This is a genomic window from Frateuria sp. Soil773, from assembly GCF_001428405.1.
Lineage (GTDB): Bacteria > Pseudomonadota > Gammaproteobacteria > Xanthomonadales > Rhodanobacteraceae > LMSL01.
Window position 1 is genome coordinate 354,121 of the sequence record NZ_LMSL01000002.1, and the last position, 24,283, is coordinate 378,403.

The 24,283-nt window shown below is 71.5% G+C and carries 18 protein-coding genes and 1 riboswitch; of the genes, 12 read left to right on the forward strand and 6 right to left on the reverse strand.

Annotated elements, in window-relative coordinates; genetic code table 11:
* The 4 genes from ASG87_RS01650 to ASG87_RS01665 all read left to right on the forward strand — a co-directional run bounded on the left by ASG87_RS01650 (position 1) and on the right by ASG87_RS01665 (position 4,328).
* Positions 1–1,002, forward strand: a complete 1,002-nt coding sequence (locus ASG87_RS01650; RefSeq protein ID WP_055999789.1) for a hypothetical protein — start codon at positions 1–3, stop codon at positions 1,000–1,002.
* A 16-nt stretch (positions 1,003–1,018) separates the two neighbouring features.
* Complete coding sequence (zapE, locus tag ASG87_RS01655) at positions 1,019–2,134, forward strand: cell division protein ZapE (protein WP_055999792.1); 1,116 nt, start codon at positions 1,019–1,021, stop codon at positions 2,132–2,134.
* 413 nt (positions 2,135–2,547) lie between these two features.
* Positions 2,548–3,339: an aspartyl/asparaginyl beta-hydroxylase domain-containing protein gene (locus ASG87_RS01660; RefSeq protein ID WP_055999794.1), complete on the forward strand. Its 792-nt coding sequence runs from the start codon at positions 2,548–2,550 to the stop codon at positions 3,337–3,339.
* Positions 3,327–4,328 (forward strand): aspartyl beta-hydroxylase, encoded by a 1,002-nt coding sequence (locus ASG87_RS01665; protein WP_055999797.1) that lies wholly within the window; start codon positions 3,327–3,329, stop codon positions 4,326–4,328. Before ASG87_RS01660 ends, ASG87_RS01665 begins: the two co-directional genes overlap by 13 nt.
* 266 nt (positions 4,329–4,594) lie before the next feature.
* Here ASG87_RS01665 and ASG87_RS01670 read toward each other — a convergent pair whose 3' ends face one another.
* Positions 4,595–5,602, reverse strand: coding sequence for an SDR family oxidoreductase (locus tag ASG87_RS01670; RefSeq protein WP_055999800.1), 1,008 nt, complete (start codon positions 5,600–5,602; stop codon positions 4,595–4,597).
* Positions 5,603–5,840: 238 nt separating this feature from the next.
* Positions 5,841–6,055, forward strand: a riboswitch (cobalamin riboswitch).
* Positions 6,056–6,368: 313 nt separating this feature from the next.
* On the opposite strand from ASG87_RS01670, the gene ASG87_RS01675 reads away from it, so the two are divergent.
* Positions 6,369–8,822 carry a ribonucleoside-diphosphate reductase subunit alpha gene (locus ASG87_RS01675; RefSeq protein ID WP_056000266.1) on the forward strand — a complete coding sequence of 818 codons (2,454 nt, stop codon included), beginning with the start codon at positions 6,369–6,371 and terminating at the stop codon, positions 8,820–8,822.
* 203 nt (positions 8,823–9,025) lie between these two features.
* On the opposite strand, the gene ASG87_RS01680 is transcribed toward ASG87_RS01675, so the two are convergent.
* Entirely contained in the window at positions 9,026–9,322 is a 297-nt protein-coding gene (locus ASG87_RS01680) for a GIY-YIG nuclease family protein (protein ID WP_055999803.1), read from the reverse strand.
* Positions 9,323–9,497: 175 nt separating this feature from the next.
* Between ASG87_RS01680 and ASG87_RS01685 the strand changes: the two genes are divergently transcribed.
* Complete coding sequence (locus ASG87_RS01685) at positions 9,498–10,523, forward strand: ribonucleotide-diphosphate reductase subunit beta (RefSeq protein WP_055999806.1); 1,026 nt, start codon at positions 9,498–9,500, stop codon at positions 10,521–10,523.
* Positions 10,524–10,751: 228 nt separating this feature from the next.
* Here ASG87_RS01685 and ASG87_RS01690 read toward each other — a convergent pair whose 3' ends face one another.
* On the reverse strand, positions 10,752–11,531 hold the full coding sequence (locus ASG87_RS01690; protein ID WP_055999809.1) for a LytTR family DNA-binding domain-containing protein: 780 nt from the start codon (positions 11,529–11,531) through the stop codon (positions 10,752–10,754).
* Positions 11,528–12,643 carry a histidine kinase gene (locus ASG87_RS01695; RefSeq protein WP_055999812.1) on the reverse strand — a complete coding sequence of 372 codons (1,116 nt, stop codon included), beginning with the start codon at positions 12,641–12,643 and terminating at the stop codon, positions 11,528–11,530. The genes ASG87_RS01690 and ASG87_RS01695 overlap by 4 nt, the downstream gene beginning before the upstream one ends.
* Before the next feature lie 198 nt (positions 12,644–12,841).
* On the opposite strand from ASG87_RS01695, the gene ASG87_RS01700 reads away from it, so the two are divergent.
* Both ASG87_RS01700 and ASG87_RS01705 read left to right on the forward strand, forming a co-directional pair.
* Positions 12,842–13,171: a hypothetical protein gene (locus tag ASG87_RS01700; RefSeq protein WP_055999815.1), complete on the forward strand. Its 330-nt coding sequence runs from the start codon at positions 12,842–12,844 to the stop codon at positions 13,169–13,171.
* Between the two features lie 261 nt (positions 13,172–13,432).
* Positions 13,433–14,980, forward strand: coding sequence for a hypothetical protein (locus tag ASG87_RS01705; protein WP_055999818.1), 1,548 nt, complete (start codon positions 13,433–13,435; stop codon positions 14,978–14,980).
* 27 nt (positions 14,981–15,007) lie between these two features.
* On the opposite strand, the gene ASG87_RS01710 is transcribed toward ASG87_RS01705, so the two are convergent.
* The gene (locus ASG87_RS01710; protein ID WP_157510826.1) at positions 15,008–16,003 is read right to left on the reverse strand and encodes a hypothetical protein; all 996 of its coding nucleotides are present in this window, start codon (positions 16,001–16,003) and stop codon (positions 15,008–15,010) included.
* 161 nt (positions 16,004–16,164) lie between these two features.
* On the opposite strand from ASG87_RS01710, the gene ASG87_RS01715 reads away from it, so the two are divergent.
* The 4 genes from ASG87_RS01715 (at position 16,165) to ASG87_RS01730 (ending at position 21,695) form a co-directional block, all read left to right on the forward strand.
* Positions 16,165–16,551 (forward strand): BlaI/MecI/CopY family transcriptional regulator, encoded by a 387-nt coding sequence (locus ASG87_RS01715; protein ID WP_055999824.1) that lies wholly within the window; start codon positions 16,165–16,167, stop codon positions 16,549–16,551.
* Positions 16,552–16,553: 2 nt separating this feature from the next.
* Entirely contained in the window at positions 16,554–19,049 is a 2,496-nt protein-coding gene (locus tag ASG87_RS01720; RefSeq protein WP_157510827.1) for a M56 family metallopeptidase, read from the forward strand.
* Between the two features lie 118 nt (positions 19,050–19,167).
* Positions 19,168–20,475, forward strand: coding sequence for an ABC transporter permease (locus tag ASG87_RS01725; RefSeq protein ID WP_055999827.1), 1,308 nt, complete (start codon positions 19,168–19,170; stop codon positions 20,473–20,475).
* A gap of 8 nt (positions 20,476–20,483) precedes the next feature.
* Complete coding sequence (locus ASG87_RS01730; RefSeq protein WP_055999830.1) at positions 20,484–21,695, forward strand: FtsX-like permease family protein; 1,212 nt, start codon at positions 20,484–20,486, stop codon at positions 21,693–21,695.
* 64 nt (positions 21,696–21,759) lie between these two features.
* On the opposite strand, the gene ASG87_RS01735 is transcribed toward ASG87_RS01730, so the two are convergent.
* Positions 21,760–24,096, reverse strand: a complete 2,337-nt coding sequence (locus ASG87_RS01735) for a S9 family peptidase (protein WP_055999832.1) — start codon at positions 24,094–24,096, stop codon at positions 21,760–21,762.
* Positions 24,097–24,283: the final 187 nt, after the last annotated feature.

The following is a 24,283-nucleotide window of genomic DNA, read 5'->3' on the forward strand; positions in this document are numbered from 1 at the left end:
ATGCGCCGCCTGCCCGCCCTCCTGCTGCTGGCCCTGCCCCTGCTGGCGCACGCCGCCGGCTTCGACTGCCGCAAGGCGGCCGGCGCGGCCGAGAAGACGATCTGCGCCGACGCGACCCTGTCGAAGCTGGACGCGGAGCTGTCCGGCGCCTGGCAGAAGGCCCGCGCGGTGGCCGCCGACCCCGCCGCCGCGACCCGGCGGCAGCGCGCCTGGCTGGCCCTGCGCGACGCCTGCGGCGACAACAAGGAATGCCTGCGCAGCGCGTACCGCGAGCGGCTGCAGGCGCTGCAGGCCACCGCCGATGCGGGCGGCTTCCGCTGGCAGCAGGAATGGCAGCGCGAGAGCGCGAACCGCAGCGTGGGCAGCCAACTGGTGCTGAGCGGCGAGCTGCCCGCCCTGCACTTCGTGCTGAGCGCGTGGAACGGCGCCAACACCGGCGTGCTCGAAGGCGACCTGGCGCTGCGCGACGGCGTCGCCAGCTACCGCAACGGCAGCGGCTGCCGGCTGGACGTCCGCCGCCACGGCGACGGCCTGCGGGTGGACCAGCACGGCGACAGCGGCGGCTGCGGCGCCGGCATGGGCGTGGACTATGCCGGCGACTACCGCCCGGCCGCCGAACAGGCCGGCCGGCCCGCCGCCGACCTGCTCTCGCTCGGCGTGCTCGATACCCCCGCGCAGAACGAAGCGGCGCGCGCCCTGCTCGGCAAGGACTACGACACCCTGGTCGACGACGTGAACATGCAGGGCGAGGTGGACGACCTCGACGGCCTCGGCGCCGCGGTCGGCAGCTATTTCGTGCGCGGCATCGCCAACACCAACGCGGCCATCGTGATGCGCAAGGACGCCGAGCTGTGGATCGGCCTGCTGGTGTTCGACGCCGGCAATGCGCTGCGCATGCGCTACTACACCAACGTGCCGGCGTGGAAGGATCGCATCCCCAAGACGATCCAGGCCTGGCACGACAACAACGACAAGAGCATCCCGATCGACCGGATGCCCTGAAGGGCCTTTGACCCCGATGAGCGAAACCACCCCGATCGCGCCCAGCGCGCGTTACCAGGAAGGCATTGCCGCGCACCGCTGGGAGGCCGACCCGGCCCAGCTCGCAGTGCTGCCCGAGTTCGACCGCATGCATGCGGCGCTGTGCGCCGAGCCGCCCCGCAACGGCCTGTTCGGGCGGCTGAAGTCGCTGCTCGGCAACGAGCCGCGCGAGGCCGTCCCGGGCCTGTACCTGTGGGGAAGCGTGGGTCGCGGCAAGACCTTCCTGATGGACCTGTTCGCGGCCAGCCTGCCGCACGGCGTGGCGCTGCGCCGGCACTACCACCGCTTCATGGGCGAGGTGCACGGATCGCTGCGCGAGCTGGGCAACCGGCAGGACCCGCTGGTCGAGGTCGCCGCCGGCATCGCCGCGCGCTGCCGCGTGCTGTGCCTGGACGAGTTCCTGGTCAACGACATCGGCGACGCGATGATCCTGGCCAACCTGCTCGACGCGCTGTTCGAGCACGGCGTGGGCCTGGTCACCACCTCCAACACCGCGCCGGCGAACCTGTACCGCGACGGCCTGCAGCGCGCGCGCTTCCTGCCGGCGATCGCGCTGATCGAGCAACACTGCCACGTGGTCGAGATGGTGTCGCCGCGCGACTGGCGCCTGCGCGCGCTGACCCAGGCGCCGGTCTACCACACGCCGCCCGGCGCCGAGGCCGAGCGCGCGCTGGCGCGGATCTTCGCCAGCCAGGCGCAGGGCGAGGCGCAGGACGGCGGCGCGATCGAGGTCAACGGCCGGCCGATCCCGGTGCGCAGGCGCGCCGACGGCGTGCTGTGGTTCGAGTTCGACGCGCTGTGCGAAGGTCCGCGCGCGGTGGCCGACTACATCGCGCTGGCCAAGGCCGGCCCGACGGTCATCGTCTCCAACGTGCCGCAGTTCTCGGTCTACAGCGAGGACGCCGCCAGGCGCTTCGTGCAGCTGGTGGACGAGTTCTACGACCGCCACGTCAAGCTGGTGCTGTCGGCCGCCGCGCCGGTCACCGAGCTGTACGACGGCGAGCGCCTGCGCGCCGAGTTCGGCCGCACCGAATCGCGCCTGATCGAGATGCAGAGCGAAGCCTACCTGGCGCTGCCGCACCGCGCGGACTGACGTTCTCCCGCCGGCGGCAAGGTAGCCGCATGCGCGCCCCGCTTCCGGAAAGGTCCGCGTCGTCGGCGTGCCGCTGGCAGCCTTCTTCGCCGGCGCGGCAGCGGTCGCGCAGGCGGTCGCGTGCAATCCCCATTACGCACTGCGACGGCGGCCGGGAAGCCCTGTCCCGCACCGTCGTCGCGTGGCCCGTCATGCTGGCCGCGCTGCCCTATGCCCCGGCGTCCGGCATCGGCGCGCTGGTGCGGTACCTGCGCTACCGGAAAGCGCCCTAGGCCGGCCGCCGGCCATGCCGCTGCACGGCGCCTATCGCGTTCTTCGCCGCGCCCCGGCCTCCCGCCGAGAAGCCGATGCCGACCGGCGCGCACGCCGCGGCAAGCCGACATAATGCGCGGATCGTCCAGCCGGGATTCCGCATGCCGCCGAACCTGCCACCCTGTGCGCGGCTGCCGCTGCGCTTCGACGCCGAGGCCATGCGCCGGGCCGTCGATGCCCTGCCCGGCGATGCCTGGCAATCCCATTTCAACACCGGCTATTACGAGGGCGACTGGAGCGGCGTCGCGCTGCGCGCGTTCGACGACGCGCCGCTGCCGCTCGCCCCCGGCCAGGGCGCCACGCGCGACACCGCGCATTGCGACGCCTTCTGGAGCGCCCAGTTGCGCCGCCTGGACACCGGGCTGCGCGGCGTGCGCCTGCTGCGGCTGGGGCCGGGCGGACGCATCCGCGAGCACTGCGACTACGACCTGGGCAGGCCCGACGGCGACCTGCGCGTGCACGTCCCGATCGTCACCGACGACCGGGTCGACTTCCTGCTCGACAACCGGCGCGTGCCGATGCGGACCGGCGAATGCTGGTTCCTCGACCTGTCGCGGCCGCACCGGGTAGAGAACCACGGCGGCATCGCGCGCATCCACCTGGTGATCGACTGCCGCCGCTCGCCGTGGCTGCTGGCGCAGATCGCGGCCGGCCTGGCCGATACCCCGCCGTGCCGGCCCAGCCGCGGCGGCGAGGCGTTCGCCGCCCTGCGCGAGCGCGTGCATGCCGATCCCGCCCTGCAGGAGGCGCTCGCCGCGCAGGCCGACGCCGATGCCTTCGTCGATGCCGTGCTGGCGCTGGCGACGGACGGCGGCCACCGCTTCGGGCGCGAGGACGTACGCGCTGCCATGGCGCAGGGGCTGCGCGACTGGAGGGAACAATGGCTGGCCTGACGACGGCCGACCCGGGCTCCGGCGCCCCCGACTACCGCGGCTGGCTGCCGATCCGGATCTGGCCGGTGGACGGCGCATGGACCGTGGACTGGTGCCGCTTCGGCGCCCGGCCGCTGCGCGAGCCGTTCTTCGTCGACAGCGTCGCGGCGGCCCTGCGCGAACCGTTCAACCAGGCGTTCCGCCGGCGCAGCGGCATCGACGCCCTGCTCGACTGGCAGGCGCGCAGCCCGGGCATGGCGCCGACCGCCTTCGTGTTCCACGCCTCGCGCTGCGGCTCGACCCTGCTGACGCAGACGCTGGCCGGGCTGGACAGCCACACCGTGCTGTCCGAGCCGACGCCGCTCGACGCCGTGCTGCGCGCGCCCTACCGCGACCCGTCCGTCCTGCCGGCGCAGCCGGCCTGGACGCGCGCGCTGCTGTCCGCCCTGGGCCAGCGCCGGCGCGGCACGGAGCGCGCCCTGGTGGTCAAGCTGGACGCCTGGAACCTGTTTGAGCTGCCGCTGCTGCGGCGCTGCTTCCCCGGCACGCCCTGCCTGTTCCTCTACCGCGATCCGCTGGAGATCGCCGTGTCGCAGTTGCAGTCGCCCGGCCGGCACATGGTGCCCTGCCTGCTCGGCCCCTCGCCGCTGGCGCTGCCGGACGAGCAGGCCCTCGCCATGGAGCGGCCCGAGTTCGTGGCGCGCACGCTGGGCCGTCTGCTGGAAGCGGGGCTGGATGCCTGCGCGCGATACGGCACGCTCGCCGTCAACTACGACGAACTGCCCGACGCCATCGGCGGCCGGCTGGCGCCCCTGCTGGGGCTGGACGACGGGCAGGCGGCACGCGCCCGCACCGGCATGACCCACCACGCCAAGCGCCCCGGCGACCTCTTCCAGCCGGACCGCTCGCGCAAGCGGCAGGCCGCCGACGACGGCACCCGGCGGCAGGTCGCGCAGTGGACGGACGCCGCCTACGCCGCGCTGGAGGCACTGCGCCTCGCAACTGACTGAGCGCGGCAAGGGATGCCGCGCGAGCACACGTCCTGCGCCTCGCCTCCGTCGAGCCGACCATCAGCCTGCGCACGTCGCCGGCATCGCGCCGGCCATGCGCACAGCGTGCCACCCGCCGGCATCGGCGCCACGCGGCCGGACGCGGCCATCTCGCGCAACACGCGTGGCTCGGCACCGACAGGCCGGGCCAGACGCCGGCACCGCGCCGTGCGGATTCCCGCCAAGGCATCGACGGCCGAACGGCTCCAGCAACAAGCCGCTCCGCATCAGCCCGTGGAGCCGCCCATCACCGGCAGGATCGCGCCGCTGATGTAGCTGGAGCAGCTCGGCGCGGCCAGGAACACGTAGGCCGGCGACAGTTCCTCCGGCTGCGCCGGGCGGCCCATCGGGTTGGACTTGCCGAACTCGGCGACCCGCTCCGCCGGCTGGTCGGCCGGGTTCAGCGGCGTCCACACCGGCCCCGGCGCCACCGCGTTCACGCGGATGCCGCGCGAGACCACGTTGCTCGCCAGCGACATGGTGAAGGCGTGGATCGCGCCCTTGGTCGCGGCGTAGTCGAGCAGATGCGCGTTGCCGAACAGGCCGGTCTCCGAGCCGGTGTTGATGATCGAGCAGCCGCTGCCCAGGTGCGGCAGTGCGGCCCGGGCCATGTTGAAGTAGCCGTAGACGTTGGTGCGCAGGGTCAGGTCGAAGTGCGCGTCGCTGATGTCCTCCAGGCGGCCGGCATGCTCCTGGAACGCCGCGTTGTTGACCAGCACGTGCAGCTTGCCGAACGTCGAGATCACCTGGGTCACCGCCGCCTGGCAGAACGCGGGGTCCTTCACGTCGCCGCGGATCAGCAGGCAGCGCCGGCCTTCCTTTTCCACGTAGCGCTGGGTCGCGCGCGCGTCGTCGTCCTCGTCCAGGTAGACGATCGCCACGTCCGCGCCCTCGCGCGCATACAGCACGGCCACCGCGCGGCCGATGCCGGAATCGCCGCCGGTGATAAGCGCCACCATGCCTTCGAGCTTGCCGCTGCCGCGGTAGGTGGGCGCCTCGAACTGCGGCCGCGGATCGAGATCCGCCTCCCGCCCCGGCTTGGGCAGGTGCTGCGCCGGCAGCGGCGGCACCGGCTTGCGGCGCGGGCCGGGCGCCGCGGCCTTGCGGCCGGCCGGCTTGGCCGCCGGCTCGTCGGCATCCTTCGCGTCGGTCCGCCGCTGGATCTCGCGCTGGCGCATCACCGTCGCGCGCGTGGATTTCGAGGCGGACTTGCGGGGGGATTTCGGCTGGGCCATGGCACGGCTCCGAGGGCGACGGGGGAGTTCCGACCATAGGCGCGTCCTCGTGGCAACCGGGTGAGCGCCGGCGGCGGATTCCTTGATGGCGCGACGACGCCTGCCGCCGCCGGGCCTCGCGCATGCGGCCTGGCAGCAGCCGATCCGCATCGGCCGTCAGCCCGCGCCGGCGCTCGCGCCGCGCGGCTTATCCACCGGGTTGTCCACAATACCTTGGGTTGACCGCCACCAGCCGGCCCGATATGTTGTGTCCGTCGGTGCCTTTCCCAGACCTACGGTCGGACTGGCTTAATAGGGAATCCGGTGCGAATCCGGAACTGCCCCGCAGCGGTAAGCGGAAACGAACGCCATCACATGCACTGGCCCGCCGTGGCTGGGAAGCGAAGGCAAGTAGGCGGGTCGCAAGACCCCTGTCCGCAAGTCCGAAGACCTGCCGACACGGCACGGCCAAGCGCCGTGCCGAGTGGTGACGGCTTCCGCGGGGAGGCGCGTCGAGCGACGGGGCCGTCCGCCCCGTGGCGCGAGCGTCCGCGGCAACCGCCACTTCAGCCCTGCGCGCGGGAGCAGGCGGTTGATACCCAGGCCCGGAGCGTCCGACATGCAACCCCTCGACACCGCCACGCGCGAGCGCACCGCCGCCCGCGACGAACCGTCCGCCACGTTCGAAAACGCGATCTCCGGCCACGCGGCTCCCGCCGATGCGGACCGCGGCGACACCCTTCCCGCCGCTGCCGACGTGGCCGCGGCCGGCACCGCCGAAGCGGCCATGCACGCCCCGCAGGAACCACGAACGCCCGCTTCCGGCGCGCCCGGCGAACCGTTCGCGCTCACCCCGCCGCACAGCCCCGGCCAGATGCGCGTGACCAAGCGCAACGGCGGCCAGGAAACCGTGGACGTCAACAAGATCGTGCGCGCGGTGACCCGCAGCGCCGACGGCCTGCACGCGGTCGATCCGCTGCGCGTGGCGCTGAAGACCATCGGCGGGCTCTACGACGGCGCCACCACCGCCGAGCTGGACCAGCTCTCGATCCGCACCGCCGCCGCGCTCACCGCCGAGGAGCCCGAGTACGGCCAGCTCGCCGCGCGCCTGCTCGGCGCCTACATCGACAAGGAAGTGAGCGGGCAGGAGATCCAGAGCTTCTCGCAATCCATCGCGCGCGGCGCCGAGCTGGGCATCCTCAACGACCGCCTGCGCGACTTCGTCGCCGCCAACGCGCGCAAGCTCAACGATGCGATCGATCCGCTCGCCACCCGCCGCTTCGAGTACTTCGGCCTGCGCACGGTGTACGACCGCTACCTGCTGCGCCATCCGCAGCAGCGCCGCGTGATCGAGACGCCGCAGTACTTCTTCATGCGCATCGCCTGCGCGCTGGGCGGCGGCGAGATCGGCGAGACGCTGGAGCTGTACCGCCTGCTGTCCGCGCTGGAATACATCGCCAGCTCGCCCACCCTGTTCAACGCCGGCACCGCGCACGAGCAGTTGTCGTCGTGCTTCCTGCTCGACTCGCCGACCGACTCGCTGGAATCGATCTACGACAAGTACGCCGACGTGGCGAAGCTCAGCAAGTTCGCCGGTGGCATCGGCCTGGCCTATTCGCGCGTGCGTTCGCGCGGCTCGCTGATCAAGGGCACCAACGGCCACTCCAACGGCCTGGTGCCGTGGCTGAAGACGCTGGACGCCTCGGTCGCCGCGGTGAACCAGGGCGGCAAGCGCAAGGGCGCGGCCTGCGTGTACCTGGAGCCTTGGCACGCCGACATCGAGGAGTTCCTGGAGCTGCGCGACAACACCGGCGACGAGGCCCGCCGCACGCACAACCTCAACCTCGCCAACTGGATTCCCGACGAGTTCATGCGCCGGGTCGAGACCGACCGCGAGTGGTCGCTGTTCGATCCCAAGACGGTGCCGCACTTCGTGGACGGCTGGGGCGAGGCGTTCGAGGCCGCCTACCGCAAGGCCGAGGCCGACGGCCTCGCGGTGAAGACGGTGAAGGCGCGCGAGCTATACGCGCGCATGCTGCGCACGCTGGCGCAGACCGGCAACGGCTGGATGACCTTCAAGGACCGCAGCAACGCCACCAGCAACCAGACCGCCCGGCCGGAAAACGTCATCCACCTGTCGAACCTGTGCACCGAGATCCTGGAAGTCACCAACGCCGGCGAGACGGCGGTGTGCAACCTGGGCTCGATCAACCTGTCGCGGCACGTGGTGCCGAACGCCGACGGCAGCGTCGCCTTCGACTTCGACAAGCTCGCCGCCACCGTGCGCACCGCGGTGCGCCAGCTCGACCGCGTGATCGACCTCAACTTCTACCCCATCGATACCGCCGCCGCCGCCAACCGCAAGTGGCGCCCGGTGGGGCTGGGCGTGATGGGCCTGCAGGACGTGTTCTTCAAGCTGCGCCTGCCGTTCGACTCGGCCGAGGCGCTGGCGCTGTCCACCCGCATCGCCGAGGAGATCTACTTCCATGCGCTGTCGCAGTCGAACGAGCTGGCCGCGCAGCACGGCGCGCATCCCGGCTTCGCCGAGAGCCGCGCCGCGAACGGCGAGCTGCAGTTCGACTACTGGCCCAACGCGCAGCCGCACGACCCGGCGCGCTGGGAGGCGCTGCGCGAGGCGGTCAAGGCGAACGGGCTGCGCAACTCGCTGCTGATCGCCATCGCGCCCACCGCCACCATCGCCTCGATCGCCGGCTGCTACGAATGCATCGAGCCGCAGGTGAGCAACCTGTTCAAGCGCGAGACGCTGTCGGGCGACTTCCTCGTCGTCAACCGCCACCTGGTCGAGGAGCTGAAGGCACTGGGCCTGTGGACCGACGCGGTCCGCGACGCGATCAAGCTGGCCGAGGGCTCGATCCAGGGCATCGCCGCGATCCCGGAGCGGCTGCGCCAGATCTACCGCACCGTGTGGGAGCTGCCGCAGAAGGCCCTGATCGACCTCGCCGCCGCGCGCGGCGCCTACATCGACCAGAGCCAGTCGCTCAACCTGTTCATGGAAAACCCGAACATCGGCCAGCTCAGCTCGATGTACATGTACGCGTGGAAGTCCGGCATCAAGACCACCTACTACCTGCGCTCGCGGCCGGCGACGAAGATCGCCAAGACGACGGTGAGCAACAGGGCGGGCGCATTGGCGCCTGCCCCGGCCATCGATCAGGAGAAAGCCAGCGCCGCGGTGTTCTGCTCGCTGGAAAACCCCGAGTACTGCGAGGCTTGCCAGTAATCCCCCACCGTCGTCCCAGCGAACCCCAAAAGGGGGCAAGAGCTGGAATCCAGTGCCTTTGGCTCTCGTGATGCGCAAAGGCTCTGGATTCCAGCTCTTGCCCCCTTTTGGGGTTCGCTGGAATGACGGTGAGGACGGATGCTGGATTCGGGACAGGTGTCGGATTTCAGGGCGAGGGCAAGGGCAAGTGTCGATTTCGGGACTTAGCCGCAGATTTCCGTGTACAGGTCACGCCAGTACGGATTGGACTTTTCGATGAACTCGATCTTCCACGCCCGCTTCCATGCCTTGATCGCCTTCTCGCGCACGATGGTCGATTCCATCGTGTCGTGCATTTCGAACCAGACGAGGGAGTGCACGTGGTGATGCTTCGTGAAGCCTTCGACCGCTTCGTTGCGATGCTGCCAGATGCGCGCTGGAAGATTGGAGGTCACGCCGGCATACAGCGTGCCGTTGCGGCGACTCGCAAGCAGGTAGACGCAGGGCTGACGTTCACGCATCCCGGATTCTTCCGAACACTTCCAAGTCGTCATTCCAGCGAAAGCTGGAATCCAGCGCCTTAGGCCCTCGCCACGCCACCGCGTAGGCGAAAGTCACTGGATCCCAGCTTTCGCTGGGATGACGGCAAAACACAACCGCGCGCCTGACCGGCTGCGCCCCATGAAGGAACCTTCCATGTCCGCCCAACCCGAACGCTCCCAGCACATCCTCGACCCCGGCTTCGAACTCACCCTGCGCCCCATGCGCTATCCCGGGTTCTACGAGATGTACAAGAACGCGATCAAGAACACCTGGACCGTGGAGGAGGTGGATTTCTCGCTCGACACCACCGACCTCAACGCCAAGATGTCGGCCGCCGACCGCCACCTGATCCACCGCCTGATCGCGTTCTTCGCCACCGGCGACACCATCGTGTCGAACAACCTGGTACTGAACCTGTACCAGCACGTGAACGCGCCGGAGGCGCGCATGTACCTGTCGCGCCAGCTCTACGAGGAGGCGCTGCACGTGCAGTTCTACCTCACCCTGATGGACACCTACATCCCCGACCCGGCCGAGCGCGCCAAGGCGTTCGCGGCGATCGAGAACATCCCCTCGATCCGCGCCAAGGGCGAGTTCTGCTTCAAGTGGATCGACTCGATCCAGGAACTCTCGCGCCTGGAGACGCGCGCGCAGCGCCGGCAGTTCCTGCTCAACCTGATCTGCTTCGCCGCCTGCATCGAGGGGCTGTTCTTCTTCGCCGCGTTCGCCTACGTGTACTACTTCCGCTCGCGCGGCCTGCTGCACGGGCTGGCCTCGGGCACCAACTGGGTGTTCCGCGACGAGAGCTGCCACATGGCGTTCGCCTTCGAGGTGGTGCGCACGGTGCGCGCCGAGGAGCCCGACCTGTTCGACGAGGACATGCGCGCGCAGGTGGAGGAGATGCTGGAGGACGCGATCGCCTGCGAGACCCGCTTCGCCGAGGACGTGCTGTCCGGCGGCGTGGCCGGCCTGTCGGCGAAGGAGATGCGCCAGTACCTGGAGTACTGCGCCGACCAGCGCCTGGCCCAGCTCGACCTGCCGAAGAAGTACGGCGCGAGGAACCCGTTCGACTTCATGGATCTGCAGGACGTGCAGGAAGTGACCAACTTCTTCGAGCGCCGCGTCTCGGCCTACCAGGTCGGCGTGCAGGGCGAGGTGGCGTTCGACATGGCGTTCTGATGCCGATGCGCGTTCGGTGAGGAAGGATGCCGCCGGCCTGCCGGCTCGTGCCCGCTTTTCCCGCGCGCCATTCCCGCGAGGCGCCTTTCAACAGCCGAAGCGCCGGTCGAGCGGGAATCCAGCGTCTCTCGACGTCACTGGATTCCCGCTCTTGCTCCCTTTCCGGGGTTCGCGGGAATGACGGCACGAGAGGTCGTCGATCGCGATTCGGCATGCCGCAACGCCGCCTCACGCGCCCTGGCACCCCATCAGCCTGAGGAAGCTCTCGTGCTGGTAGCGGCTCATGCGCAGTTCCTGGCCGGTGGACAGCACCAGCACGTGATGGCCGTTGAACCACGGGTGGATGGCCTTGATCCGGCCCAGGTTGACGATGGCCGAGCGGTGCACCCGGACGAACTGCTTCGGGTTGAGCCGCGCCGCCAGGTTGGCCATGGTCTCGCGCAGCGCGTACGTCTGCCGGCCCACGTGCAGGCGCACGGTGTTGCGGCTGGCCTCGATCCAGTCGATCTCGCCCACGCCGACCAGCACGACGTGCTCGTCCACCGGCACCGCGATGCGTTCGAGGTAGCCCTGCTCGCGGCGCAGGTCCTCCAGCGCGCGCAGCACCTGCAGCGAGGCCGCCTTCTCCGCCGCCGCGCCGGCGCAGGCGAGCCGGCGCTTGGCCCGCGCCAGGGTCGCGGCGAAGCGCTCGCCGCTGAACGGCTTGACCAGGTAGTCCACCGCGTTGGCCTCGAACGCGCGCACCGCGTAGCGCTCGTAGGCGGTGACGAACACCGTCGCCGGCGCCTGCTCCGCGCCTAGCGCCGCCATCACGTCGATGCCGGTCATCTCCGGCATCTGGATGTCGAGGAAGATCAGGTCCGGCGCCAGCGCGCGGATCATCGCCAGCGCGCTCGCGCCGTCGCCGCACTCGCCGGCCAGCGCGATGTCCGCGTCCTCGCGCAGCCGCCGCACGATGCTGTAGCGGGCGATCGGCTCGTCGTCGATCACCAGGGTGCGGATGCTCATGCGGCCCTCCCGGCAGCGGCCGGCGCGGCCTCCTCGATGGTTCGCAGCGGCAGGCGCACGCGGCAGACCGCGCCGCGCGGCCAGCGCGCGTCGAGGCCGATCCGCGCCGCGCCGCCGTACAGCTCGTCCAGCCGCAGCCGCGTGTTGGACAGGCCGATGCCGCGCGCGAACGGCATCGCCGCGTCGACCACGCTGTTGCGGTTGCGCACCTCCAGGCAGAGGCTGTCGCCGTCCCGGTAGCAGTCGATCTCCACGCGGTCCGGGCCCGCGTGGCGGCCGATGCCGTGCTGGATGGCGTTCTCCACCAGCGGCTGCAGGATCAGGCTGGGCACGGCGCAGTCCAGCGCCTCGACGGCGGCGCCCACCCGCACCGTGAGGCGGTCCTTGAAGCGCATGCGCTGGATGCCGAGGTACAGCTCGACCAGCTCCAGCTCGCGCCGCAGCGAGATCTCCTGGCGGTCGTCGTCGAGGTAGGCGCGCAGCAGCTCGGCCAGGCGCAGCAGCATCTCCTCGGCCGCATCGGCTTCCTCGCGCACCAGGGTGGCCGCGGCGTGCAGGGTGTTGAACAGGAAGTGCGGATGCAACTGCATCTTGAGCACCTGCAGGCGCGACTGCGCCAGTTGCGTCTGCAGCTGGCTGGCCTGCAGCTCGCGGCGGCTCTTCTCGCGCTGGAAGTGCTCGGCCTGCCGCACCATCAGCAGCAGCCAGTAGGCGAGGAAGCCCGCCTCGCCGTGCTTGGTGATGAACTGCGCGAGCTGGTCGCCGAACCAGGCGCCCGGCTCCACCATCACCGCGACCAGCGCGCCGACCACCACGGCGGACAGCGCGAAGCCCACGCTGGCAAGCAGGTGGAAGGCGAAGCGGCGCACCCGGTGCGGCGGCTCGATCGGGCTGTAGGCGGCGGCCCGGAACGCGACCGGTCCGAGCAGCGCCAGCGTGGTCCACTGCACCGTCGACCAGCGCAGGTAGTCCCTGGCCTGCCACACCTGCTCGCCGTCGAGGCGGTCGGACAGGTAGCCCAGCACCGCGAACAGCACGACCACGATCAGCCACACCGCGACGTAGGCGGCCAGCCACCGTGGGGGATGCTGCAGGTCGATGTGGTTGTCCATGCCCTCGCCGCCGGTCCGTGCCGCCAACGCATCCTACGCAGCCGCGGCCGCTTCCGGAAAGGCCGCCGCCGCGCGGCTACGACTCGTCCCGCCGCCACGACGATTCGTCCCGCACCGCTGGCGCCGCGCGCGCCGGCGCCCCCACGATCGCGCCACGGCCGGCCGCCCCGCGCGGCCGGCGCCACCGGAACCCCCGCCATGCCCAAGCGATCTCTCGCCGCCCTGCTCGCCGGCCTCGCCTGCGCCGCGTGCACCGGCAACGTCCACTACGTCGAGCTGGTCAACACCGCGCCGAGCAGCGTCGTCGCCTTCGCCGTCGCGCCCGCCGGCAGCGGGGATTTCCGCGACGTCCCGCTGGGCAAGGCGCCGCTGCAGGGCGGCGGCGTGTCCACCACCATCGCCGTGCGCGACGACGGCGACTGCCTGCGCGACTTCCGCTCGACCTTCGCCGACGGCCGCACCCTGCTCCAGCGCGGCTTCGACGTGTGCCGGAACCGCAGCGACCACCTCGGCCGCTACCTGCGCTGAAGCGCCCGCGCGCGGCCACCGCGCGAACCCGGCCGGCCGCTCCCTCCGCGCAGTCCGCACCTGCGCCGTCCCTACCCGCGCCGCTCATGGCGGCGCGCCCGCGCGTCCCGCCTCCCTGCCGCCTGCCCTCGGCGCGTGCCCGCTCGTCACAAAGCCGCTGCCGGCGCCGGGGCGGCGGGCGCCATGATCGGCGCCCGGGCCTGCATCGCTCCCGGCCACCGCACCCGCGCCGCTTCCGCCGGCATGCCCGCAAGGAGTCCCATGAAGACCGCATACGCCATCCCGCTGGCCCTGGCGCTCGCCGGCGCCGCGCTCCCGCCGCGCAGCCACGCGGACGACACGGGCGCCCGCGCGCTCGTTGCCCGCGCACTCGCCGCGATGGGCCACGGGCACGACCTGCACAAGCTGGCGTCGATCCAGTCGTCCGCGGTGACGGTGTCCTACGACATCGTCGAGAACGACCATCTCGGCGCGCCCTACCCGTTCCAGGGCGCGGCGCGCGAAACCATCGTGGACGACCTGAAGGGAAACCGCCGGCTGCTGGTCGATGCGCCGGTGGACGCGGCGGCGCCGGCCGCCCCGCGCAGCGTGCGCACCCTCCTGTCGCGAGACCTGCAGCGGACCGAATACCTGAGCGGCGGCAAGCCCGTCCGCTCGGCCGCCCTGCCGGCGCCGCCCGGCTGGGAGACCGACGACCCGATCCGCGCGACGCTGCTGGCGGAACAGGCGCCCGACCTCGCCCGCGCCCCCGACGTGACGGTGCACGAAGCCTTGCAGCACGTGCTGACCTTCCACCACGGCGCCACCCCGGTGCGGCTGTTCATCGACGCCGCCACCGGCCTGCCCAGCGCCACCGAGGCGGTGGTCTCCATGAACCGCGCCACCAGTTCGGACGTGGCATGGAACGCCTGGGGCGACCTGGTCGACCGCACCGAATACATGATCTGGGACCTCGCCGGCGGCCGGCGCTACCCGACCCAGTGGGACAGCTTCCGCAACGGCGTACACCTGCGCACCACCGTGCGCGCCGACGTCCGCTTCGACGCGCCGCTGGCCCCCTCGCTGTTCGCCATGCAGACGAACGACGCGCCCTCGCGCACCGGCGTGGACGAGCTCGCCCTCGGCCAGCCCGTCTCGATGGCGCCGGACCCGAAGAAGCCGATCGCCGAGATCGCTCCCGGCGTGGTGCAGATCCCCGGCTCCTGGTACAGCACCCTGGTGCGCCAGGACGACGGCGTGGTGGTGATCGACGCGCCGATCTCCGCCGGCTACGCCGCCCGCGTGCTGGACGAGGCGGCGCGCCGCTTCCCCGGCGTGCCGGTGAAGGCGGTGGTCGCCTCCACCGGCTTCTACTGGCACGTCGCCGGCATCCGCGAGTACGCCGCGCGCGGCATCCCGATCTACGCGCGCGACCGCAACGTGCCGATCCTGCGTGCCCTGCTGGCGGCGCCGCATACGCTGGCGCCGGACCGGCTCGCCCGCGCGCCGCGGCCGGCCACGATCCGCGCGGTCTCCGCGCGCACCGCCATCGGCACTGGCCGCAACGCCCTCGTGCTGTGGCCGATCGACGAGGGCGAGCAGCCGATGCTGATGACCTCGCTGCCCTCGGCCCACCTGCTGCACACCGGCGAGATGGTGCAGCCGCTCGGCCCGAACGGCGCCCTGCTGTATCCCGAGTCCCTGTTCGAACTGAAGCAGGCGGTGCGGCGCGCCGGCCTCGACACCGACGGCCTGCGCATGATCGGCATGCACATGAGCCCGACGCCGTGGACGGCGCTGGAGCAAACGCTGCACGACGCCGGCGGCTAGTTTTCCGCCGCCACGCAGGCCGCGCCTTCAGCCGCCGCCGGGCGAGGCCGCGGCCATCGCCCGCAGCGCCTCGCGGGTGCGCCGCATCGCCTGTGCCGGCGGCCAGGCGGCGATCTCGGCCAGGTCGTGCTCCTGCCGCAACCGGCGCACCAGTTGCAGGCCCAGCCAGTAGCCGGTGCGGTTGGGCAGGCCGTCCTGGTAGGGCCTGGCGCCGGCATTGAACCAGCGCCGGAAGGCCTCCGGATGAGCCGGATCGACGGCGCGCGCCGAGGCATCGGCCAGGAAGCGCCGAGCGATGTCCGCCTGCCGCTGCGGCGCGATCGTGCCCAGTTCGTCCTGCAGCAGCCATTGGCCGTCGCTGCGGCCGGGCGCGAGCTGCGAGCTGACATAGGTGGCGAGGCCTTCCTCGAACAGCGGCAGGGTGAGGTCGGCGCCGGGCATCGCGCCATCGTTGCGGATGCCGGCGTGTTCGGCGTGGTAGAGATGAAACAGTTCGTGCGGCAACACCACGTCGAGGTCAGCGCGCTCCAGCAGCAGCGAGTCCACCGCCAGCGCCAGCACCGGCCTGCCATCGCCGCGCACGCCGCTCTTCGCGTCGAAGCCGGGCGCCAGCACGACCTCCACCGGCGGCTCGGCATCGGCGCCGGGGAACAGCCGGCGGAAACGCTCATTCTGCGCCGCCACGCTGGCGATCAGGTTCTGCGTACCGAGCAGGATCCGCGGCGCCAGTTCGACGTAGGCGGCGAAGCGCCGTTGCAACTGCCGCCGCCGTGCCGCCTCGTCGTGGCGCTCCCACACCACCGAGGCGTAGAGGTCGCGGCGGGGCGCCTCGACCAGCCGGTCCCAAAGCCGCTCCTGTTCCGCGAAGGGGCGTCCATAGGCCTGCCGCCAGAACGTGTAGAACTGGGCGGCGACGGGCGGCATGTACTGCATCCCGGCGCTCATGTCGGGCGTATCCGCCGATCCCGTCCCCGCCAGCAGCGCCAGGCAGGCCGCCGCCAGGTATCCGCGCAATCGCCGCATCACGAACTCTCCCCTGGGTCGGCCAGGCCTGGGTCAACCAGGTCCGGGGCGGCCAAGCATATCGCCGTCCCCGCGCGGCTTCACGGCATGGCCTGACGGGCTATTGACTACACGCGTAGTCAAGGCGTACCGTGGCTACACATGTAGTCAAGGAAACCGTCATGCGCAAGCCCACCATCGGCGACCAGGAACTGGCCCTGTTGCAGTACCTGGCCGAACACGAGCCCGCCTCGGTGGGCGAGGTCGCCGCCGGCTACGGCGAGGAGCGCGGGCTGGCCCGCTCGACCGTGCTGACCATGATGGAGCGCCTGCGCGTCAAGGGCTACCTCAAGCGCCGCCAGCTCCGCGGCGTATACCGCTACAGCACCGCGACCGGCCCGGGCGAGGCGATGCGCAGCGCCGTCGGCAGCTTCGTGGAGAAGACGCTCAGCGGCTCGGTGTCGCCCTTCGTGGCGTGGCTGTCCGAGCGCGCCGAGGTCAGCGACGACGAGCTGGCCGAGCTGGAGGCGCTGGTGGCGCAACTGCAATCGCGGCGCAAGGAGAACTGAAGATGGCCACGCTCGATCATCTGGTATCCGTGCTGCTGACCCGGCTGGCCTGGACGTCGCTGCAGGCGGCCGTGCTGGCGGGCATCGTCGCCCTGCTCGTGCGCCTGCTGCCGCGGCTGCCCGCGGCGGCGCGCTGCATGCTGTGGTGGCTGGTGGGGCTGCAGGCGGTGTTCGGCCTGTTCTGGCACGCCCCGGTCCGGCTGCCGCTGCTGGCGGCGATGAGCGCACCCGCCGCCGCGCCCGCGGACGCGATGCCGCGGTTCGAGTTCGCGCAGGCGGATACGGCGTCGGCCGGGACCGCCGCGCCCCTGGTGGCGATGGCGCTCGCCCCGTCCCGGGCCGCGGCCGCACCCACGGCATCGGCATCGCCCTTCCGCTGGCACTTCGCGGTGGCCGCACTGTGGCTGCTCGGCCTGCTTGCCCAGTTGCCGGCCCTGCTCGTGCAGCGCCGGCGCATGCTAGCCCTGCGGCGCGAAGCGCAACCGCTGGCGGACGCGCGGCTGCAGGCATGGTGCGCGCAGCAGGCGCATGCGCTGGGCCTGCGCCGCTGTCCCGCGCTGCGCACCACGCCCGCCATCGCCTCGCCGCAGGTGAGCGGACTGTGGCGGCCGGTCATCCTGTGGCCGGCCGCGCACCGGCTCTCGCAGGAAGAATCCGCGCTGGCGCTGGCGCACGAGCTGGCGCACCTGCGCCGCGGCGACCTGTGGCTGGGCTGGATTCCCGCACTGGCGCAGCGGCTGTTCTTCTTCCATCCGCTGCTGCGCTGGATGGCGCACGAATACGCCCTGCACCGCGAAGCCGCCTGCGACGCGCAGGTGCTGCAACGCCAGCGCAGCGCGCCGCAGGACTACGGCCGCCTGCTGCTGCGCCTGGGCGTGGCCTATCCGCTGCATGCCGGCCTCGCCGGCGCGTCTCCCACCTTCCACAACCTGAAGAGGCGACTGCTCATGCTGCAACAGACCCACACCGCCGCCGCGCGCGCCTGCGGCTGGCTGCTCGTCGCCTTCGTCGCGCTCGCCGGCGTGCTGCCCTACCGCGTGACGGCGGCCGCCGGCGCCGCCGCACAGGTGGACCCTGTACCGCCTCCGCCGCCGCCCCTTCCGCCGCCGGCACCGCCGACCCCGCCCACGCCGCCGACCTACGCCGCCGGCTTCCACGCACGGCACATGGACATCTACACCTCGGCGGACGCGCGCGACGGCTTCGCCCTGGCCGACGGCGACTCGCTCATCCTCAGCGGCACGCAGCGCGACGCCGACGCGGTGCGGCGGCTGCAGAAGCAGGGCGAGCCGATGCTGTGGTTCCGCCGCGGCGGCACCGCCTGGCTGGTGCGCGACGCGGGTTACATCCAGCGCGCCAAGGCGATCTACGCGCCGATCGCCGAACTGGGCCGGCAGCAGGCCGCGCTGAGCGGGCAGCAGGGCCAGCTCAGCGGCAGGCAGGCGGCGCTGAGCGCCCAGCAAGGCGCGCTCGGCCAGCGGCAGGCCATGCTGGGCGGCAAGCAGGCGCTGCTGAGCGGCCAGGAAGCGCAACTGTCGGGTAAGCAGGCGCTGCTCGACGCACGCGGCGGCCAGCCCGGCGACCGCGCCGAACTGGACGCCGGCCAGGCCAGGCTGAAGTCCGGCATGCAGGAACTCGACCGCCAGCAGGCCGAGCTGGACCGGCAGCAGCAGGCGTTGGGCGGGAAACAGGCGGAACTTGGCAAGCAGCAGGCCGCCCTGGGCGAGCAGCAGGCGGCGCTGGGCAAGCGCCGTTCGCAGGCCGCGGAGCAGGCACGCGAGCAGATCGGCAAGCTGCTGGACGAGGCGGTCCAGCGCGGCGCCGCGCGCAAGCTCGATGGCGCAGCCCGGCCTGCGGCCGCCTCGGCCACGACCTCGTCGTCGTCCTCGTCGTCCATCCGCAGCATGCAGCGCGACAGCGACATCACCACCGAGGAGCCCGGCGGCCAGTACGCCTACGCGTTGTACGACAGCGGCGCCCACAGCGAGACCGCGACGATCAATGGCAACCGCCGCGACGTCGCGGCGGCCAAGCGGCTGCACGCCGGCGATGCCTCGCCGATGTTCTGGTTCCGCAACGGCGACGCGGCCTGGCTGATCCGCGACCGCGCCTACGTCGACCTGGCCCTCAAGACCTATGCGCCGGTGACCGCGTACTGGCGCGACGCCGGCGTGCTGAAGGGCGAGCAGTCGCGGCTGGAAGGCGAGCTGGAAGGCCTGCGCGACCGCCGGCGCGACATCGACGAGCAGCGCCGCGACCTGCGCGCCGACCGCGACGCCCCGGCCGCCGCGCAACGCCTGGCCAGCCTGGACGCGCAGCAGCGCGACGTCGATGCGCGCACCGCCGACCTCCGGCGCCAGCAGGCCGCGCTGCAACCCCGGGTGGACGCGATGGGCAGGCGCCAGCAGCAGGTGATCGCGCAAGCCAACCAGGCCGCGGCGCGGCTGGTCGACGAAGCGCGCCGCGAGGGCCTGGCACAGGCCAGCGACCGCCGCTGATCCCTCCCGGGCCGCCCGGGAACCGCACGACGCAAGCACACGCATGCCGCCCGCCACGGGCGGCACGGGGACGGCTGCGCCGTTCGTCCATGCAGACACCCGGCCGGGGAGGCCCGCGATGCCCGCCTACTACTTCGCCCTCGCCCTGCGCAGCCTCAGGCGCAGCGCGGCGCTCACCGCGCTGATGATCCTCGCCATCGGCCTGGGCATCGGCGCCAGCATGACGATGCTCACCGTGCTGCACGTGATGTCGGGCGATCCGCTGCCCGGACGCAGCGGGCTGCTGTACGTGCCCCAGCTCGATCCGCAACCGCTGGAGCGGAACACGCCACGCCGCGCCGCCCCCGGCATGCCGGATAGCCTGACCTGGGTGGACGCGGCCAACCTGCTGCAGGCCCGCCGCGCGGACCGCCAGGCGGCGATGGCCGGCGGATCGCTGGCGGTGCGTCCGGCGCAGGAGGCGGCGCAGCCGTTCTTCCAGCCGGGACGGTTCGTCACCGCGGATTTCTTCCCGATGTTCGGCGCGCCCTTCCGCGCCGGCACCGGCTGGACCGCGCAGGACGACGCGCAACGCGCGCGGGTGGTGGTGCTCAACGCCGAACTCGGCCGCAGGCTGTTCGGCGACGCGTCCGCGATCGGCCGCACCGTGCGGCTGAAGGACACCGATTTCCGCGTGGTCGGCGTGCTCGACGACTGGCGCCCGCAGCCCACCTTCTACGCGCAGATCGACAGCCGCATCTTCGGCCGGCCCGACCAGTTCTTCCTGCCGTTGCAGACCGCGCTCGACCTGAAGTTCGACTTCAGCGGCAACTACGCCTGCTGGGGCAGCGACGGCGGCGGGCGCAGCAGCGACCACTGCACCTGGCTGCAGTTCTGGGTGCAGCTGGACAGCCCGGCCAAGGTGCGCGCCTACCGCGATTTCCTCGCCGACTACTGGCGCGGGCAGCAGGCGCACGGCCGCTTCCCGCGTCCGCCCGACGCGCGGTTGCACGGCCTGGTGGAGTGGCTCGCGCTGCAGCGGGCGATCCCCGGCGACCTGCGCCTGCAGTTGTGGCTGGCGCTGGGCTTCCTGGGCGTATGCATGGTCAACATCGTCGGCCTGCTGCTGGCCAAGTTCCTGCGCCGCAGCGGCGAGATCAGCGTGCGCCGCGCGCTGGGCGCGCGCCGGCGCGACATCTTCGTGCAGTTCGGCGTCGAGTCGGCGGTGATCGGCGTGGCCGGCGGCATGCTCGGCCTGGCGGTCGCCGGGCTCGGCCTGTGGAGCGTGCGCCAGCGCCCGGACGGCTACGCGCAGCTCGCGCAGATGGACGTCGCCATGCTGCTCGGCACGTTCGCGCTGGCGATCGGCGCCAGCGTGCTGGCCGGCCTGCTGCCGGCCTGGCGCGCCTGCCGCGTCGCCCCCGCCCTGCAACTCAAGACCCGGTGAGGCGTCCCATGCAACTGCGTCCCATGCTCGCCAGCCTGTCCCGCCACCGGCTCACCGTCCTGCTGCTGGTGCTGCAGGTGACCTTCACCTGCGCCATCGTCTGCAACGTGGCCTTCATGATCGCCCAGCGCATGGCGCAGGTGCGCCTGCCCAGCGGGCTGGCCGAGAACGAGCTGGTGACGATCGAAAGCGACAGCCTCGACGACGCCCGGCCGCTGGCGCGGCACGCGGCGGACCTGGCGGCGCTGCGCGACATCCCCGGCGTGGTCGCCGCGGCGGCGGTCGACGCGCTGCCGTTCAACGGCAACAACTGGAGCAACGGCGTGCCCACCGCGCCCGACGCGCCGGCCCGGCTCACCGCCACCGCCTTCAACGGCACGCCCGGCGAACTCGCCACGCTGGGCCTGCGCCTGCTCGAAGGGCGCGACTTCCTGCCCGGCGAATACCTGCCGGTGGACAGCGCACACGACTGGAGCGGCCTCGACCGCGTGCCGGCCACCATCGTCACCAAGGCGCTGGCCGAGCGGCTGTTCCCCGGCCAGGACGCGCTGGGCAGGCTGGTCTACCCGGGCAACGGGCCGGTGCGCATCGTCGGCGTGGTGGAGCACCTGCTGCGGCCCAGGCTGCGCGACGACGCCGGCAACGAAGACAGCATGCTCTTCCCGATGCTGCCGGACGCCGGCAACGTGGTCTACGTGCTGCGCACCTCGCCGCAGCAGCGCGGGCAGGTACTCGAACGCGCGGCGCAGGTGCTGCGGCAACGCGACGGCAACCGCATCGTGCATCGCGCGCAGACGTTCGAGCAGTTGCGCGACGACTACCTCCGCCACGACCGCACCATGATCGGCCTGCTGCTAGCGGCCGCGACGGGGCTGCTGCTGGTCACCGCGGTCGGCATCGCCGGCCTGGCCAGCTTCTGGGTGCAGCAGCGGCGGCGCGCCATCGGCATCCGCCGCGCGGTGGGCGCCACCCGGGGCGACATCCTGCGCTACTTCCAGGCCGAGAATTTCCTGATCGTCGGCGGCGGCGCCATCCTCGGCATGGCGCTGGCCGGCGTGCTCAACGCGCAACTGATGGCGTACTACGAACTGCCGCGGCTGCCGCTGGCCTACCTGCCGGCGGGCGCAGCCGCGCTGTGGCTGCTCGGCCAGCTTGCCGTGCTCGGCCCGGCGCTGCGCGCGGCGGCGCTGCCGCCGGCGATGGTGATGCGCGGCGACTGAGGCGGCGCGCATGAAAAAACCGGGGCCATGCGGCCCCGGTCGAGGATGCGAAGCCTGGCCGGCCTCAGTCCTTCGGCATGGTGAAATCGAACGTCGGCGGCGGCGTATTGCCGGCGAGGTTATGCACGAAGTAGTCCCAGCGGCGGCGCATCGCGTACAGCGTGCCGTCCTTGCCGTAGCCGTGGTGCGCGTTGGGGATCAGCAGCATGTCGAAGTTCTTGTTGGCCTTGATCAGCGCATCGACCACCAGCAGGGTCTGGTACGGCGGCACGTTGTCGTCCATGGTGCCGTGCACCAGCATCAGGTGGCCCTTGAGGTTCTTCGCCATGTTCTGGTTGGCCTGGTCCTCGTAGTTGCTCTTGCCGTCCTTGCCAACGACCAGCAGACCCTGCCACTTCTCGGCCCAGTCGTCTTCGTAGTTGCGGTTGTCGTGGTTGCCGCTCTCGGCCCAGCCGACCTTGAAGAAGTCCGGGTACTGGAACAGCGCGCCGGCCGTGGCGTTGCCGCCGCCGGAATGGCCCCACATGCCGACCCGGTCGAGGTCGATCCACGGATAGCGCTTGCCGAGTTCCTTCAGGCCGGCGACCTGGTCGGGCAGGGTGTTGTCGATGATGTTGCCGAAGTAGGCGTCGTGGAACGCCTTGGAGCGCCACGGCGTGCCCATGCCGTCGATCGCCACCACGATGAAGCCCAGTTCGGCCAGCGCCTGGTTGTCGCCGTGCGACGGCAGGAAGCTGCGGCCGCGCACCGAGCCGGTCTGCGGGCCCGGGTAGACGTAGTCGACGATCGGGTACTTCTTCTTGGGATCGAAGTGGCTCGGCTTGAACATCACGCCGTACAGGTCGGTCTTGCCGTCGCGCCCCTTCACCGTGAACGGGACCGGCGCCACCCAGCCGTTGGCGACGAGGCGGCCGATGTCGGCCTTGGCGACCTGGGCCACCTCATGGCCGTCGTCGGCGCTGCGCAGCACGGTGACCGGCGGCGTGGTGGTGGTGGAGTACGCATCGACGAACAGCTTGCCGTCCGGCGACAGCGTGACCGTGTGGTCGGCCGCCTCCGGAGTCAGCAGGGTCGGCTTGCCGCCGTCCAGGCCCACCTTGTAGAACTGCTGGTAGTACGGGTTCACGCCCTGCTCGCGGCCGACGCCGCGGAACCACAGCGTGCGGCTCTTCGGGTCCACCTTCAGCACTTCGGTGACGTTGCCCTCGCCGGTGGTGATGGCGTGCTTGAGCTTGCCGGTGTTCAGGTCGTACAGGTACAGGTTGCCCCAGTTGTTGCGCTCGGAGAACCAGATCGCCTCATGGGTTTCCGGCAGGTAGAACCAGTTGACCTGGCCGTTGCCGCTCTCGTAGTAGGTCGGCACGACTTCCTCGAACACCGTGCGCACCGCGCCGGTCTTCGCGTCGGCGATGCGGAACCACTCGTGCTTGTGGTCGCGCGAGGTGGACACGAAGGCCAGCGTCTTGCCGTCCGGCGCCCACTTCACGTCGTCCCAGCCGCCGTCCGGACCGCAGCTCACGTCGTCGCACAGGGTGGAGCGGTGCTGGTCGGGCGGCATCTTCAGGCGCAGCGTCTTCTTCGCCGCCACGTCGATGATCACGCGCTCGATCATCGTGATGTCCTTGTCGCCGACCAGCGGGTACTTCCACTGCTCCAGCTTCGGATGGCCGACGTTGGTGGTGACCAGGTACATGTCGCCGGTCTTGCGCTGGTCCTGCTGGAAGGTGGCGATCTGCTTCGAATCGGGCGACCACACCAGGATCGCGTTGTCTGTGTGCTTCCAGCCGGCGTTGTCGGTGGCGTAGCCGAAGTTCTCCACGCCGTCGGTGGTCAGCCGGGTCTCCTTGCCGGTGGCGACGTCGCGCAGCCACAGGTTCCAGTCGCGGATGAACGCCTCGCTCTTCTTGTCCGGCGACAGCACGCCGGGCTCCTTGCCGGTCTTCGCCAGCGCGGCCTTGTCGCCGCAGCCGGGCTCGGCGGCCTTGAGGTCGCACAGGTAATGCTTCTCGCCGAGCTCGACGTCCAGGCGGCCGTCGGCCGCGATGCTGTAGTCGCGCACGCCCAGTTTGTCGGCCTTGACCGGCTTGCCGGTGGCCTTGCCCAGCGCGGCGGCCAGCTTCGCCTGGTCGAACGCCGGCGCGGCCTTGCCGCTGGCGGCGTCCATCAGCATGTAATGGTCGCCGCTGGCGTCATGGTCGACGTACCAGAAGCGGCCGTCGTCGAGCCAGTGGACCCGCTGCACCGCGTGGTCCACCAGCGGCATCGTGTTGTAGGCGAGGAAGCGCTCGGCCTTCGCGTAGTCGTCCGCACTGAGCGTGCGGGCCTGCGCCGCCGCTCCGGTGGACAACGCCCCCAGTACCAACGCGCCCAGCAGACGCGAATTGCCGATCATCGAACCCATGCTGCACTCCCATGCGTAGCGGAATCTTGCGGACGCCGACCCTGGCCCATACACCCATCCGAATCCCCGATGCTAGCGCGCCCATGACTCTTGGCACCCCTGCCATTGGTCCCGGCAGGGGGCTATGGCCTCCCCGGCCCCTTTAAGATCGCCGGGCATCTCCAACGGAGCACATCCCTTCAGGGGC